The 14,660-nt window shown below is 70.7% G+C and carries 10 protein-coding genes; 7 read left to right on the top strand and 3 right to left on the bottom strand.

Annotation, left to right across the window (positions count from 1 at the left end; all coding sequences use genetic code 11):
* Positions 1-109: 109 nt before the first annotated feature.
* A complete protein-coding gene (gene ald / locus ABZX11_RS40160; RefSeq protein ID WP_176175062.1) occupies positions 110-1,225 on the top strand; it encodes an alanine dehydrogenase in 1,116 nt (371 codons plus the stop codon).
* A gap of 61 nt (positions 1,226-1,286) precedes the next feature.
* Here the strand turns inward: ald and ABZX11_RS40155 are convergent, their stop codons facing one another.
* Positions 1,287-1,964: a response regulator transcription factor gene (locus ABZX11_RS40155; protein ID WP_354923546.1), complete on the bottom strand. Its 678-nt coding sequence runs from the start codon at positions 1,962-1,964 to the stop codon at positions 1,287-1,289.
* Between the two features lie 440 nt (positions 1,965-2,404).
* Here ABZX11_RS40155 and ABZX11_RS40150 point away from each other — a divergent pair, with 440 nt between their 5' ends.
* The 5 genes from ABZX11_RS40150 (at position 2,405) to ABZX11_RS40130 (ending at position 9,551) form a co-directional block, all read left to right on the top strand.
* Positions 2,405-3,469, top strand: coding sequence for an ABC transporter ATP-binding protein (locus tag ABZX11_RS40150; RefSeq protein ID WP_176175060.1), 1,065 nt, complete (start codon positions 2,405-2,407; stop codon positions 3,467-3,469).
* A complete protein-coding gene (locus ABZX11_RS40145; RefSeq protein ID WP_354923543.1) occupies positions 3,469-4,350 on the top strand; it encodes an ABC transporter permease in 882 nt (293 codons plus the stop codon). Before ABZX11_RS40150 ends, ABZX11_RS40145 begins: the two co-directional genes overlap by 1 nt.
* Positions 4,351-4,445: 95 nt before the next feature.
* Positions 4,446-8,192, top strand: coding sequence for an ABC transporter ATP-binding protein (locus ABZX11_RS40140; RefSeq protein ID WP_354923540.1), 3,747 nt, complete (start codon positions 4,446-4,448; stop codon positions 8,190-8,192).
* Between the two features lie 233 nt (positions 8,193-8,425).
* Entirely contained in the window at positions 8,426-9,031 is a 606-nt protein-coding gene (locus tag ABZX11_RS40135; protein WP_354923537.1) for a DUF4291 domain-containing protein, read from the top strand.
* A 58-nt stretch (positions 9,032-9,089) separates the two neighbouring features.
* Positions 9,090-9,551 carry a DUF4291 family protein gene (locus ABZX11_RS40130; RefSeq protein WP_354923534.1) on the top strand — a complete coding sequence of 154 codons (462 nt, stop codon included), beginning with the start codon at positions 9,090-9,092 and terminating at the stop codon, positions 9,549-9,551.
* On the opposite strand, the gene ABZX11_RS40125 is transcribed toward ABZX11_RS40130, so the two are convergent.
* Positions 9,548-9,820, bottom strand: a complete 273-nt coding sequence (locus ABZX11_RS40125; RefSeq protein ID WP_176175055.1) for a hypothetical protein — start codon at positions 9,818-9,820, stop codon at positions 9,548-9,550. The genes ABZX11_RS40130 and ABZX11_RS40125 overlap by 4 nt on opposite strands.
* Before the next feature lie 258 nt (positions 9,821-10,078).
* Between ABZX11_RS40125 and ABZX11_RS40120 the strand changes: the two genes are divergently transcribed.
* Positions 10,079-13,777 (top strand): multifunctional oxoglutarate decarboxylase/oxoglutarate dehydrogenase thiamine pyrophosphate-binding subunit/dihydrolipoyllysine-residue succinyltransferase subunit, encoded by a 3,699-nt coding sequence (locus ABZX11_RS40120; protein WP_176175054.1) that lies wholly within the window; start codon positions 10,079-10,081, stop codon positions 13,775-13,777.
* A gap of 50 nt (positions 13,778-13,827) precedes the next feature.
* On the opposite strand, the gene ABZX11_RS40115 is transcribed toward ABZX11_RS40120, so the two are convergent.
* Positions 13,828-14,529, bottom strand: a complete 702-nt coding sequence (locus ABZX11_RS40115) for a hypothetical protein (protein ID WP_354923529.1) — start codon at positions 14,527-14,529, stop codon at positions 13,828-13,830.
* Between the last annotated feature and the right edge of the window lie 131 nt (positions 14,530-14,660).

Genomic DNA, 14,660 nt, shown 5'->3' with positions numbered 1-14,660 from the left:
ACCGCCCAGAATTGTCCGGAGAGCACGATGACACCGCCGTCCGGGTGGTTCACCGTGAGTGCCAGCACCACATCGATTCCGGACGCAAGACCGACCCAGGAGGCCGACCATGCGTATCGCCGTTCCCCGTGAGATCAAGAAGCACGAATACCGGGTCGCGCTGACCCCGGCCGGGGTGCACGAGCTGGTCGGCCGCGGGCACGACGTCTTCGTCGAGACCGGCGCGGGCGTGGGCTCCTCCATCACCGACGACGAGTACGTCGCCGCCGGCGCGAAGATCCTCGCCACCGCCGACGAGACCTGGGCCGAGGGCGAGCTCGTCCTCAAGGTCAAGGAGCCGATCGCCGAGGAGTACGGGCGTCTCCGTCGCGACCAGGTCCTCTTCACCTACCTGCACATCGCCGCCGACCGGCCGCTGACCGACGCGCTGCTGGCCGCCGGCACCACCGCGATCGCCTACGAGACAGTGCAGACCGCGAACGGCGCGCTGCCGCTGCTCGCCCCGATGTCCGAGGTCGCGGGCCGGTTGGCCCCGCAGGTCGGCGCGTTCTCACTGATGAAGCCCAGCGGCGGGCGCGGTGTCCTGCCCGGCGGCATCCCCGGCGTGCACCCGGCGCGGGTCGTCGTCATCGGCGGCGGTGTCGCGGGCCTCAACGCCGCCCGCGTCGCGCTCGGCCTCGGCTCCGACGTCGAGATCCTGGACACCAACGTCGACCGCCTCCGCCAGATCGACAACGACTTCGGCGGCCGCATCCGCACGGTGACGTCGAACCGCCTCTCGGTCGAGGAGTCCGTGCTGCAGGCCGACCTGGTCATCGGCGCGGTGCTCGTCCCCGGCGCGAAGGCGCCGAAGCTGGTCTCGAACGAGCTGGTGGCCCGGATGAAGCCGGGCAGCGTGCTCGTCGACATCGCGATCGACCAGGGCGGCTGCTTCGCCGACTCGCGCCCGACCACGCACGACGACCCGACTTACACCGTGCACGAGTCCGTCTTCTACTGCGTCGCGAACATGCCGGGCGCGGTGCCGCGAACGTCGACCTACGGCCTCACGAACGTCACGCTGCCGTACGCGGTCCAGCTGGCCGAGCACGGCTGGAAGGCCGCGCTGCAGGCCGACGCCGCGCTGGCGAAGGGCCTCAACACGCACGCCGGTGCCCTGACCAACGGCCCGGTCGCGGTGGCCCACGACCTGCCGCACACGCCGCTGGACACCGTCCTCGCCTGACCTACCTCACCCGAGCGGGTTCCTGTCGCACCGCGGCAGGAGCCCGCTCCCCTTTTCGGGGTCACGCACCCGCGGTCACCACGTGGTAACCGGCGCCGCGGACGGTCCGGATGGTCTCGACCCCGAACGGAACGTCGATCTTGCGCCGCAAGGCGCTGACGTGCACCTCGACCAGGTTGGCCGTGGCGGACGCGGCGAAGTCCCAGAGGTTGTCGAGCAGCTCGGCCTTGGTGACGACCTGCCCGGGCCGCTGCATGAGGTAGGCGAGCAGGGCGAACTCCTTGCCGGTGAGCGGGATGTCCGCCGGGCCGCGCCGGCAGGTCCGGCCGGCCTGGTCGAGTTCGAGGTCCCCCAGTTTGAGGACACCCGGACGGGTGGCACCACCGCGGCGGATCAGAGCGCGCAGGCGGGAGAGCAGGACGCCGTAGGAGAACGGCTTGGGGAGGAAGTCGTCGGCCCCGGTGTCGAGGGCTTCGATCTCGTCGTCCTCGCCGTCCTTGGCGGTGAGCATCAGGATCGGCGTGCTGTTGCCCTGCTCCCGCAGCCGGCGGCAGACGCGGTAGCCGTTCAGCCCGGGCAGCATGATGTCCAGCACGATGGCGGCGTAGGGGTGTTCGCCGGCGTGCCAGAGCGCATCCCGCCCGTTGTGGGCGACGTCGACGGCGTACCCCTCGGCGGTGAGCCCGGCCCGCAGCGCCTCGGCCAGCCGCCGTTCGTCCTCGACGAGCAAGATCCGCATCGCGCCACGATGCCACAGACCTGCGCACCCACGGCCGCACCCGCGCGAAGCCACGGCAGGGCTGGGAGCCGAGCCGGAGGCACCGTGGGGGTCCGGGGGCTCGGCCCCCGGGAGACACGACGAAGGCGACATGAGCGGCGAAGCCGCGATGCAGAGACGAAGGGGCGACCCGCTCAACCAGCCTGGGGGTCACTGGGAGCGGGCCGCCGATACCTAGCTTAGAGGGCTCTGGCGGAGTTCGCTGCACCGGGTCGGCAAGTCACACGAATTCTTTACCAAGTTGATCGACCGAAGATCGGGAAACGTCTGGTCAGCGCCCTCGAAGCCGCCACCGGCCGGTAGCGGAAAGTGATGAAGGTCGCTCTCGGCCGTTCCGTGCGCGCGGGCGGCGCCGGTAGGGCAGGATGACGCCGCATCAGCGGGGAACGTTAGGGGACGGTATGCACGACGGCAGTGGCCGGATTGTGGTGCAGAACCTGAGCAAGCGGTTCGGCGCAGTGAACGCCGTGCAGAACCTCAGCTTCACGGTCGAACCCGGTTCGGTGACGGGCTTCCTGGGCCCGAACGGCGCCGGCAAGACGACGACGTTGCGCATGTTGCTCGGGTTGGTGACACCCACATCGGGGACGGCGACCATCAACGGACGGCCGCACTCGCAGCTCGGGAACCCGGCGCGGGTGGTCGGCTCGGTCCTGGAGAACGAGGGCTTCCACCCGGGCCGGACGGCCCGCAACCACCTCCGGGTGTACGCCGCGGCCATCGGGGTGCCGGACCGCCGGGCCGACGAGGTGCTCGGCCTGGTGGGCCTGGGCAGCGCCGCGGACCGCAAGGCGGGCGGCTTCTCCCTCGGCATGCGGCAGCGGCTGGCGCTGGCGACGGCGCTGCTGGGCGACCCACAGGTGCTGGTGCTCGACGAGCCGACGAACGGCCTCGACCCCGAAGGCATCCTGTGGCTGCGCAACTTCCTGCGCTCCTACGCGCGGGAGCAGCGGCGGACCGTGCTGGTGTCGAGCCACCTGCTCAACGAGGTCGAGCAGCTGATCGACCAGGTCGTCATCATCAGCCAGGGCGTCACGCGCTACTACGGCCCGCTGGAGCAGCTGCGCAAGAGCCAGCAGTCGCGGGTGCTGGTGCAGCCCGCGGACCCGTCGGCGCTGGTGAAGGCGTTGCAGGACAACGGGATCACCGGGGTGTCGCCGACGCCGGACGGCCGGGTCGCGGTCGCCGGGTCGAGCGTGCAGCAGATCGGTGACATCGCCGCCAAGGCCGGGATCGCGGTCTACGGGATGCAGGAGGAGCACGCCGACCTGGAGCGGATGTTCTTCCAGCTCACCCAGGGCCAGTACACCGGCGGCGCGCCCGGCTACCCGCCGCAGCAGCCGCAGTACCAGGGCCCGCCGCCCGGTTACCCGCCGCAGCCGCCGCAGTACCAGCAGCACTACCAGCAGGGCCCGCCGTCGGGCCCGCAGCAGCAACAGCAGTACTGGGGAGGACCGCAGCAGTGATGGGCAACCTGATCAAGGCGGAGTTCCGCAAGACGCTCTCGCTGAACACGTGGTGGGTGCTGCTGATCCCGCTGGCGCTGGTGGCGTTCTGGCTGACCTTCGCCTGGGGCAAGATCACGAACAACTTCGTCGACTACATCGGCAGCTCCGACGCCCGCGAGATCGCCAGGGCGGTCGGCCTGGAGGCGGGCCAGCTGCCGGTCGGGCTGCTGGCGTTCGCGCACGGCGTGAACATCGCGCAGCTGATCCCCGGCCTGTTCGGCGTCTTCGCGCTGGCCGGCGAGTACCGCAGCAAAACCATCACGACCACGTTCCTGACGGCCCCGAACCGGGTCACCGCGCTGACCGCGAAGATGCTCACCTACGTGGGGTGGGGCGCCATCTACGGCGTGGTGAGCGCCGGTGTCTCGGCGATCGCGGTGATGGCCTCGGTCGACTCCACCCGGTGGCCCAGCCCGGGCCAGTGGCTGGCCGCGCTCGGCGGGACGATCCTGGCCTCGGTGCTGGTGACGCTGTTCGGCATCGGGTTCGGTGCGGTGCTGCGCAACGTGCCGCTGGCGGTGGTGCTGTTCCTGGTGTGGTTCCTGATCATCGAGAACGTGCTGGTCGTCTCGCTCTGGGGCCCGGCCGACATCCTGGGCGGGATCCTGCCGAACGGCACCGCCAACGGGATCGTGGGCGGGATCGCGGCGGACGCCTTCGGGATCAACTCGCTGAACCTGCCGGGCGGGGTCGACCACTGGTCGGCGCTCGGCCTGCAGCTGGCCGCGGGCGCGCCGGGCGTCATCTCGTGGTGGGCGTCGGCACTGATCTTCTTCGCGTGGACGATGGTCTTCTTCGGACTCGGCTGGGCGGGCAACCAGAAGCGCGACATCACGTAGTTTTCGCGTCGCCGAAGGCCACCTCGAGCTGCTCGAGGTGGCCTTCGCGGCGTTCGGGGAAATATTTTGTCGGTGGTGGCGCTTACTGTCACAACGTGACCGTTGCTCCGCCTCGCTCCCGTCAAGAGCTCCCACCCGTCGAGACGGCCGGCTGGATCCGCCGGCTGTCCGCCGCGGCGTGGGAGCACCGCGTGCTCGTCGTGCTGTCGCTGCTCGCCGCCGCGGTCGGTGTCGGCGTGCAGGCCGCGAGCCCGCTGCTGGTGCGCACGGCGGTGGACGACGCAGTGGCCGGTCAGACCGGAGCCCTGCCCGGGATCGCCGTCTTCCTGGTGGCGCTGCAGCTGGTCGCCTTCGGCACCGCGTTCGCGCGCCGCTACCTCGGCGGCAAGCTCGCCCTCGACGTCCAGCACGACCTGCGCCAGCGCGTCTTCAACGCCGTTTCGCGGCTGGACGGCGGAAAGCAGGACGCGCTGCGCACCGGCCAGGTGGCCTCGCGCGCGATCTCCGACCTGCAGCTGGTCACCGGGATCCTGATGCAGGTGCCGCTGTCGTTCGGCTCGGTGGTCTTCGCGCTGCTGTCGTTCGTCGCGATGCTGTGGCTTTCCCCGGTGCTGACGCTGATCGCGCTGGTCGTGACGCCGGCGGTCGGCATCATCGTGGCGCGCAGCCGCAAGCGGCTCTTCCCGGCCACCTGGTCGGCGCAGCAGCGCGCGGCCGACGTCGCCCAGCAGGTCGAAGAGACCGTCACCGGCGTCCGGGTGGTCAAGGGCTTCGGCCAGGAGGCGCGGGAAGTCTCGAAGCTGGAGGCGACCGCGCGCAAGCTGTTCGGGGAGCGGCTTCGCGCGGCGAAGCTGTCCGCGGTCCCGACGGCGACCACGGCCGCCCTGCCCGCCGCCGGCCAGGTCGCCGTGCTCGGCATCGGCGGTGTGCTGGCCCTGAACGGGTCCATCACGCTCGGCACGTTCCTGGCCTTCGCCACCTACCTCGCCACGCTGATCGGGCCGGCCCGGATGCTGTCCGGCTTGGTCGTGCAGGCGCAGCTGACCCGCGCCGGCGCCGAGCGGGTGTACGAGCTGATCGACGCGCAGACCGACGTCGTCGATGCGCCGGACGCGCGGCCGCTGCCGGAGGGGCCGCTGGGCGTGGAGCTCGACGGCGTCCGGTTCGGCTACACCCGCAGCGAGCCGGTGCTGGACGGGCTTTCGGTCACCGCGAACCCGGGCGAGACCCTCGCGCTGGTCGGCACCGCGGGCTCGGGGAAGTCGACGATTTCCCTGCTGCTGCCCCGGTTCTACGACGTGCACGAGGGCGCGGTCCGGGTCGGCGGCCTCGACGTCCGCGACGTCCCGCTGCGGCAGCTGCGGCAGGCGATCGGCGTGGTGTTCGAGGAAGCGTTCCTGTTCTCCTCGTCGATCCGCGACAACATCGCCTACGGCAGGCCGGACGCCACCGAGGAGGAGGTCGTCGCGGCGGCCAGGGCGGCGGAGGCGGACGGCTTCATCCGCGCGCTGCCGGAGGGCTACGACACGCTGGTCGGCGAGCGCGGGCTCACGCTCTCGGGCGGGCAGCGGCAGCGGCTCGGGCTGGCCAGGGCGCTGATCACCGACCCGCGGATCCTCGTCCTCGACGACGCCACCTCGGCCATCGACACCGTCACCGAAGCGGCCATCTACGACACCCTGCGGTCGGTCACCGAGGCCCGGACCACCCTGCTGATCGCGCACCGGCGGTCGACGCTGGCACTGGCCGACCGGATCGCGGTGCTGGACGAGGGCCGCGTGGTCGACGTCGGCACCGAGGCCGAACTGATGGCGCGCTGCCCGCTGTTCCGCGAGCTGGTGGCGGGCCCGGGTGACGACGTCGAGGAGAAGCACCGCTGCGAGGGCCTGGACCGCGGCCAGGACGGGACCACGCCGTCGCTGTGGCCGCGTGACGAGAGCCGCGACGAGGTCGACGCACTCGCCGAGGCCGCGCGACTGCGCGGCGGCGACCCCAACAGCAGCGGGTTCGTAGGCGGGGGCGGCAAGCTCGACGTACCGCCGACGCCGGAGCTGATCGAGGGCGTGCGCAAGCTCCCGCCGCCGGTCGACGAGCCGCGGCTGCCGGGCGTGGACGTCACCGCACCCGACCCCAGGTTCCGGCTGGCCGGGCTGCTGCGGCCGGTCCGCTGGCCGCTGGCCGTGGTGATCGCGCTGGTGGCGGCGGACGCGCTGGCGTCGATCGCGCTGCCGGGGCTGTACCAGTTCGGCGTCGACCACGGCGTGCGCGCCGGGGTCGAGTGGACGGTGTGGCTGGCCGCCGGGATCGGCGCCGCGGTGATCGCGGCCGACTGGCTGGTGGTCTTCGCGCAGACCCGGCTGACGTCCCGGGTCGGCGAAACGGTGCTGTACGCGCTGCGCGTCCGCAGCTACGCGCACCTGCAGCGGCTCGGGCTCGACTACTACGAGCGCGAGCTGTCCGGGAAGATCATGACCCGGATGACGACGGACGTCGACGCGCTCTCGACGTTCCTGCAGACCGGGCTGGCCACCGCGGTGGTCAGCGCGTTGACGCTGGCCGGGATCACGGCCGCGCTGCTGGTCACGGACGCCGGGCTGGCGCTGTACGCGCTGGCGATGGTGCCGGTGCTGGCGGTGGCCACGGTGGTCTTCCGGCGGTCGGCGTCGAAGGCCTACAACGAGGCCCGTGAGCGGGTCAGCGTCGTGAACGCGGACATGCAGGAGAACGTCAGCGGGCTGCGCGTGGCGCAGGCGTACACGCGCGAAGACCGCTCCGCGCAGGCGTTCGCTTCGCGCAGTGACGACTACCGGCGCTCGCGGCTGCGGGCCCAGCGGTACGTGGCGACGTACTTCCCGCTGGTGGCGCTGCTGTCGGACCTGGCGACCACGACGGTGCTGGTGGTGGGCGCGAACCGGGTCTCGGCGGGCACGCTGTCGGCCGGTGTGCTGCTCGCGTTCCTGCTGTACCTGCAGCAGTTCTTCTCGCCGATCCAGCAGCTGTCGGCGGTGTTCGACGGCTACCAGCAGGCAAGCGTCGGCCTGAACCGGATCGGCGACCTGCTGCGGACGCCGACGTCGGTGCCGGCGGCGGAGAAGCCGGTCGCGGTGCCGGACCGGCTGCGCGGCGAGGTCTCGTTCAAGGAGGTCGAGTTCTCCTACGCCGGCGCCGAGGCCCCGGCGCTGGCGGAGTTCTCGCTGGACGTCGCGGCGGGCGAGACGATCGCCCTGGTCGGCGCGACCGGCGCGGGCAAGTCGACGGCGGTGAAGCTGGTGGCCCGTTACTACGACGCCACCGGCGGCGAGGTCCGCATCGACGGCACGGACGTCCGCGAGTACGACCTGGCCGGCCTGCGCCGCCGGATGGGCGTGGTGCCCCAGGAGGCCCACCTGTTCTCGGGCACGGTGGCCGACAACGTCCGCTACGGCCGCCCGTCGGCTTCCGACGCGGAGGTCGAGGCGGCGGTCCGCGCGGTGGGCGCTTTGGACGGCATCGCGGCCCTGCCGTCGGGCTTCCTGCAGCCGGTGGGCGAGCGCGGCCGCTCGCTGTCGGCGGGCCAGCGCCAGCTGGTGGCCCTGGCCCGGGCGGAGCTGGTCGACCCGGACATCCTGCTGCTGGACGAGGCCACGGCGGCCCTCGACCCCTCGACGGAGGCGGCGGTCCTCCGCGCAACGGAGACCCTCGCCCGCCGCCGCACGACGTTCGTGGTCGCCCACCGCCTGGCCACGGCGGCCCGCGCGGACCGCATCGTGGTCCTGGACCACGGCCGCGTGGTCGAGACCGGAACCCACCCCGAGCTCCTGGCCGCCAACGGCCCCTACGCCCGCCTCTGGTCCCTCGGCTGACGTACCGCACCGGTCGGCCCGCGTACCTGCAACGTCGGCCCGCGTACCTGGAGGGTCGGCTCGCCATCCGACCCTCCAGGTACGCAAACCGACCGCCCGGGTACGCGAGTCGACCCTCCGATCACGCGTGATGCCCCTCCGATCACGCGTGATGCCCGCTGGATCACGCGTGATGCCTCCTTGCGCACGAAATTCCGTGGCCCGGCGGGGCCGGCGTTGGGAGCATGACGGGCATGTTCGAAGAGAGGCGGGTCCCCGACCGGCAGATCCGGGCCGCACAGACCGAGACGACCCTCCGGGTCTACCAGGCCTACTCGCCCGAGATCGCCGACGCCGCGCTCGAAAAGCAGACCTTCGTCGCGCCGTTCAAGCGGGAGCGGATGACGTGGATCAAGCCCTCGTTCCGCTGGATGGCCTACCGCTGCGGCTACGGGCGCAAGCCGGGCCAGGAACGCGTCCTCGCCATCGACATCACGCGCGACGGTTTCGAGTGGGCCCTCGCCAACGCCGCGCTCAGCAAACCACGCCGCGGTCAGGACGCGGCCGGCTGGAAGCAGCAGCTCAAGACCAGCCCGGTCCGGATCCAGTGGGACCCCGAGCGGGACCTCGGCCACACGGCCCTGGACTTCCGCGCCATCCAGGTCGGCCTGGGCGGCGACGCGGTCGACCACTACGCCGACGAGTGGATCACCGCCATCACCGACGTCACCCCCGTCATGCGCGACATCGCCGGGCTCCTGGCCACCGGCCGGCTCGACCTGGCCGTCAAGCTCGTCCCCCACGAGCCCCCGTACCCGCTGAGCCCCGACCTCGCCGAGGCCATCGACGCGACCGGCTGAGGAAGGCAGCACGAAAGTTCGTGGCCGGACGGCCCGGGTCACTGGGAGCATGACGGGCATGTTCGAAGAGAAGCGGGTGCCCGACCGGCAGGTCCGGGCGACGCAGACCGACACGACCGTCCGGGTCTACCGGTCCTGCCCGCCCGCCGTCGCCGACGCCGCGCTCGAGGAGCAACGGGGTGGGGCGGGGCCGGTCACGCCGTCGTTCCGGCTCGCGGCGTACGACAGCGAGAACGGCCGCAAGCCCGGCCACGAGCGCATCCTCGCCATCGACCTCACCCGTGAGGGCTTCGAACAGGCCCTCCAGGGACACGTCGAATGGGTGCCGGAGCGAGATCTCGACCACACGCCGCTGGACTTCCAGGCGGTCCGGATCGTCGGCGAGCTCGCCGAGGAGTGGATCACCGGCATCACCGACGTCACATCGGTGATGCGTGACATAGCCGGGCTCCTGGCCACCGACCAGCTGCACCTGGCGGTCAAGCTCGTCCCGCACGAACCGCCGTACGAACTCGGCTAAGGCAGCGCCCGCCAGCTCAACCCGCCCATCCCGGCCGCCTCGACGTCCGGGCGGGAGGCCCACCGGACCGTTCCCGGCCGGACGTGGATCCCGGCCCCGACCAGCCAATCCGGCTCGTCGGGCTCGACCCACTCCATCTCCTCGACGTCGGACGGCGACAGCCAGACCGCCGAGCAGGAATCACACCGGAGCACGACCGTGCCGGACTCCGTCACCAGCGGCCGCACCAGGCCCTGGTCCCAGAACGAAGGACATTCGACCAGCCACATCGGCCCAGCAGAACCCACGCCGGTGAACGGGCACCGGCCGGCGCGCGAACCCGGGCGGAAGAGCGCGGGAACCCTGTACCGGGTCCAGTGCTTAAGGTTCCCTTAGCACATCTTGATCGAGTCAGTGACCGATACCCTAGTGCGCCACGCCTCACACAGGCCGGTTCCATCACATCGCGGTCACCGAGGGGGTTAGCCTGGTAGGCGCATCAGCGGATTCAAGATCGAGATCGAGACGGATAGAGGCGAGCCCCAGCCGTGTCCAGCAGCAGCCCTGCGTCACAGTTCGGCCCCAACGAGTGGCTGGTCGAAGAGATGTACGACCAGTTCCTCGCCGACCCTTCTTCAGTCGATGCCGCATGGCACGACTTCTTCGCGGACTTCAAGCCGACGCAGAACGCGCAGGCCAAGGCGGACACCGCCCGGCAGCAGGCCGACGCCAAGCCCGCCACCAACGGCCAGGCGGCCCAGCCGTCGGCCAAGGCGGTGCAGAACGCCGAGTCGGCGGCCAAGCAGGCCGCCCCGGCGGCGAAGGCTCCCGCGAAGCCGGCACCGAAGGCGGCCCCGGCCAAGCCCGCCGCGAAGGCCGAGCCCAAGGCCGAGGTGAAGAAGGACGAGCCGGAGTCGAAGCAGCTGCGCGGCGCCGCGGCGGCCATCGCCAAGAACATGGACGCCTCGCTGAGCGTCCCCACCGCGACCAGCGTGCGCGCGGTCCCGGCCAAGCTGATGGCGGACAACCGCATCGTCATCAACAACCACCTCAAGCGCACCCGCGGCGGCAAGATCTCCTTCACGCACCTCATCGGCTACGCCATGGTGCGGGCGCTGAAGAACTTCCCGAACATGAACCGGCACTACCAGCTGATCGACGGGAAGCCGTTCGCGGTCACGCCGGAGCACGTCAACTTCGGGCTCGCGATCGACATGAAGGGCAAGGACGGCTCGCGCAACCTCGTCGTCGCCTCGATCAAGGGCGTCGAGGACATGTCGTTCCTGCAGTTCTGGCAGGCCTACGAGGACATCGTCAAGAAGGCCCGCAACAACAAGCTGACCGCGGACGACTTCTCCGGCACCACGATCTCGCTGACCAACCCGGGCGGCATCGGCACCAACCACTCGGTGCCGCGCCTGCAGGCCGGCCAGGGCGCCATCATCGGCGTCGGCGCCATGCAGTACCCGGCCGCCTTCGAGGGCACCAGCGAGAAGACCCTGGTCGACCTCGGCATCAGCAAGATCATGACGCTGACCTCGACCTACGACCACCGCATCATCCAGGGCGCGGAGTCGGGCGAGTTCCTCAAGCGCATCCACGAGCTGCTGCTCGGCGAAGACGGCTTCTACGACGACGTCTTCACCAGCCTGCGCCTGCCGTACGAGCCGATCCGCTGGGTCGCCGACATCCCGGACGGCCCGGTCGACAAGACCGCCCGCGTGATCGAGCTGATCGACGCGTTCCGGATGCGCGGCCACCTGATGGCCGACACCGACCCGCTGAACTACCGCCAGCGCAGCCACGCCGACCTGGACGTGCTGTCCCACGGCCTGACGCTCTGGGACCTCGACCGCGAGTTCCCGGTCGGCGGCTTCGCCGGCCAGGAGCGGATGAAGCTGCGCGACATCCTGGGCGTGCTGCGCAACTCGTACTGCCGCACGGTCGGCATCGAGTACACGCACATCCTCGACCCCGAGGAGCGCCGCTGGATCCAGGAGCGGGTCGAGATCCCGCACGAGAAGCCGGACCCCGCGGTCCAGAAGTACGTGCTCTCGAAGCTGAACGCCGCCGAGGCGTTCGAGACGTTCCTGCAGACCAAGTACGTCGGCCAGAAGCGCTTCTCCCTCGAAGGCGGCGAGACGGCGATCCCGCTGCTCGACACCATCCTCGACAAGGCCGCCGAGCACGAGCTGGACGAGGTCGTCATCGGCATGCCGCACCGCGGCCGCCTGAACGTGCTGGCCAACATCGTCGGCAAGCCGATCAGCCAGATCTTCCAGGAGTTCGAGGGCAACCTCGACCCGGGCCAGGCGCACGGCTCCGGCGACGTGAAGTACCACCTCGGCGCCGAGGGCAAGTACTTCCGGATGTTCGGCGACGGCGAGACGAAGGTGTCGCTGACCGCGAACCCGTCCCACCTGGAGACGGTCGACCCGGTCCTCGAGGGCATCGTGCGCGCCAAGCAGGACATCCTCGACAAGGGCGGCGAGGGCTACACCGTCCTCCCGGTCCTGATGCACGGCGACGCGGCCTTCGCGGGCCAGGGCGTCGTGGCCGAGACGCTGAACCTCGCGCTGCTGCGCGGCTACCGCACCGGCGGCACCGTGCACGTCATCGTCAACAACCAGGTCGGCTTCACGACCGCGCCGGAGCACTCGCGCTCGTCGCAGTACGCCACCGACGTCGCGAAGATGATCGGCTCGCCGATCTTCCACGTGAACGGCGACGACCCGGAGGCGGCGCACTGGGTGGCCAAGCTGGCCGTCGAGTACCGCCAGGCGTTCCACAAGGACGTCGTCATCGACCTGATCTGCTACCGCCGCCGCGGGCACAACGAGGGCGACGACCCGTCGATGACGCAGCCGGCGATGTACGACATCATCGACACGAAGCGCTCGGTCCGGAAGACCTACACCGAGTCGCTGATCGGCCGCGGCGACATCTCCGTCGAGGAGGCCGAGGCCGCGCTGCGCGACTTCTCGAGCCAGCTGGAGCACGTCTTCAACGAGGTCCGCGAGCTGGAGAAGCACCCGGCGAAGGCCAGCCCCTCCGTCGAGGAGGAGCAGCAGGTGCCGGCCAAGGTGAAGACGTCGGTGGCCAACGAGGTCATCGAGCGCATCGGCGACGCGTTCGTCCAGGTGCCCGAGGGCTTCACGCCGCACCCGCGCGTCAAGCCGGTGATGGAGCGCCGCCACAAGATGTCGCGCGAAGGCGACATCGACTGGGCGTTCGGCGAGCTGCTGGCGTTCGGGTCGCTGGCGATGGAGGGCCGGCTGGTCCGGCTGTCCGGCCAGGACTCCCGGCGCGGCACGTTCACCCAGCGGCACTCGGTGTTCATCGACCGCAAGACCGGCCAGGAGTACGCGCCGCTGCAGAACCTGGCCGACGGCCAGGGCCGCGTGATGATCTACGACTCGGCGCTGTCGGAGTACGCGGCCGTCGGCTTCGAGTACGGCTACTCGGTGGCGAACTCCGAGGCTCTGGTGATGTGGGAAGCGCAGTTCGGCGACTTCGTCAACGGCGCGCAGACGGTCATCGACGAGTACATCTCCTCGGGCGAGGCCAAGTGGGGCCAGCGCTCGGACGTCGTGCTGCTGCTGCCGCACGGCCACGAGGGCCAGGGCCCGGACCACACGTCCGGCCGCATCGAGCGGTTCCTCTCGCTGTGCGCGGAGGGCTCGATGACGGTAGCGGTCCCGTCGACCCCGGCGAACTACTTCCACCTGCTGCGCCGCCACGCCCTCGACGGCATCCAGCGCCCGCTGGTGGTCTTCACCCCGAAGTCGATGCTGCGCAACAAGGCGGCGACCTCGGCGGTCGAGGACTTCACCGGTGAGAGCCGGTTCATGTCGGTCATCGACGACGTCACGCCGGACCCGTCGAAGATCCGCAAGGTGCTGCTGACCTCCGGGAAGCTGTACTGGGAGCTGGTGGCGGAGCGCACGAAGCGCGAGGCCGACGACGTCGCGATCGTCCGGATCGAGCAGTACTACCCGCTGCCGAAGAAGAAGCTGCTGGCGGCCCTGGAGCGCTACACGAACGCGACGCAGGTCGCGTGGGTCCAGGAGGAGCCGGAGAACCAGGGTGCGTGGCCGTTCTTCGGCCTGAACCTGCCCCGGAAGTTCCCGGAGGTCCTCTCGGGCCTGCAGGTCGTGTCCCGCCGCCCGATGGCGGCGCCGTCGGCGGGTTCGTCGAAGGTCCACGAGGTCGAGCAGAAGGCGCTGATCGCGAAGGCGTTCGACTGATCGCTTGACGGAACGGCCTCCCCACGGGTGTTTTGTGGGGAGGCCGTTTTCTATTCGAGGGACTCGGAAGCGGCTTTGGCCAGGCTGTGCGCGTTGCGCCGGCACCGTTCGACGTTCCGGTCCGACGGATCGGCGGCGGTGACGACCACGGTCACGTCGACGTTGCCCTGGTAGAACCGCACACCGCACTGCATGGTGCCGCTCTGGCCGTAGTCGACGTCGGCGGCCTCGGTCGCCTTCCCGATCTTCTCGGTGATCGGCTTGGCCCCGTCGTCCACCGCGTTCTCGTAGCCGGCCTTCGCGTACCCGGGCCCGTCGCCGGAGCCCGGCAGGGTCGACTTGGCCAGGAACATCGACAGCGTGCCGGACGACGAGCCGGGCTTCATCCACGAGCAGCTCAGCCGGGACAGCTGGATCTTGTCGTCCGAGGTACTGGCCGGCTCGGCCGGACCATCACTCGAAAGCGGCGGCAGGTTGTTCATCCGGTTCCCGACCTCACTGCACCGCGGCAGCGAGGAGTACTTGTCGGGTTCACCCGCCGGAGCGCTCGATGCCGGCGACGCACTGGAGCGCTTGTGGTCGCCGGTCAGCAGGAAGAACGCCCCGACACCCACCCCACCCAGCAGAAGAACCCCGGCGACGACGAGCACGACGATCAGCGCGGTCTTCCCACCCGGCTTCGGAGGCGGGTACCCGGGATACTGCGGCGGCGGCTGGTACTGCGGATACGGATACTGGGGTCCTTGCTGCACGAACCGGACACTAGGCCATTCGGGCGCGCCGAGCGGGCCGTTCACCCGAAATCGTCAGACCCCACGGGTAGCTTGGGCCGTCGGGGGGTGCTCAGCGCGGGTCGCCGAAACTGTCGGCCCTCTCCGCTAGC

Source organism: Amycolatopsis sp. NPDC004169, assembly GCF_040610315.1.
Classification (GTDB): Bacteria; Actinomycetota; Actinomycetes; order Mycobacteriales; family Pseudonocardiaceae; genus Amycolatopsis.
Note: the sequence above shows the minus strand (reverse complement) of the source record. Positions and strands in the feature narration are given on the sequence as shown.

What these genes read in the sequence shown, in the direction of transcription:
- ald (WP_176175062.1), top strand. Translation starts at nt 110, where the DNA reads ATGCGTATCGCCGTTCCCCGTGAGATCAAGAAGCACGAATACCGGGTC.
- ABZX11_RS40155 (WP_354923546.1), bottom strand. Translation starts at nt 1,964, where the DNA reads ATGCGGATCTTGCTCGTCGAGGACGAACGGCGGCTGGCCGAGGCGCTG.
- ABZX11_RS40150 (WP_176175060.1), top strand. Translation starts at nt 2,405, where the DNA reads ATGCACGACGGCAGTGGCCGGATTGTGGTGCAGAACCTGAGCAAGCGG.
- ABZX11_RS40145 (WP_354923543.1), top strand. Translation starts at nt 3,469, where the DNA reads ATGGGCAACCTGATCAAGGCGGAGTTCCGCAAGACGCTCTCGCTGAAC.
- ABZX11_RS40135 (WP_354923537.1), top strand. Translation starts at nt 8,426, where the DNA reads ATGTTCGAAGAGAGGCGGGTCCCCGACCGGCAGATCCGGGCCGCACAG.
- ABZX11_RS40130 (WP_354923534.1), top strand. Translation starts at nt 9,090, where the DNA reads ATGTTCGAAGAGAAGCGGGTGCCCGACCGGCAGGTCCGGGCGACGCAG.
- ABZX11_RS40125 (WP_176175055.1), bottom strand. Translation starts at nt 9,820, where the DNA reads ATGTGGCTGGTCGAATGTCCTTCGTTCTGGGACCAGGGCCTGGTGCGG.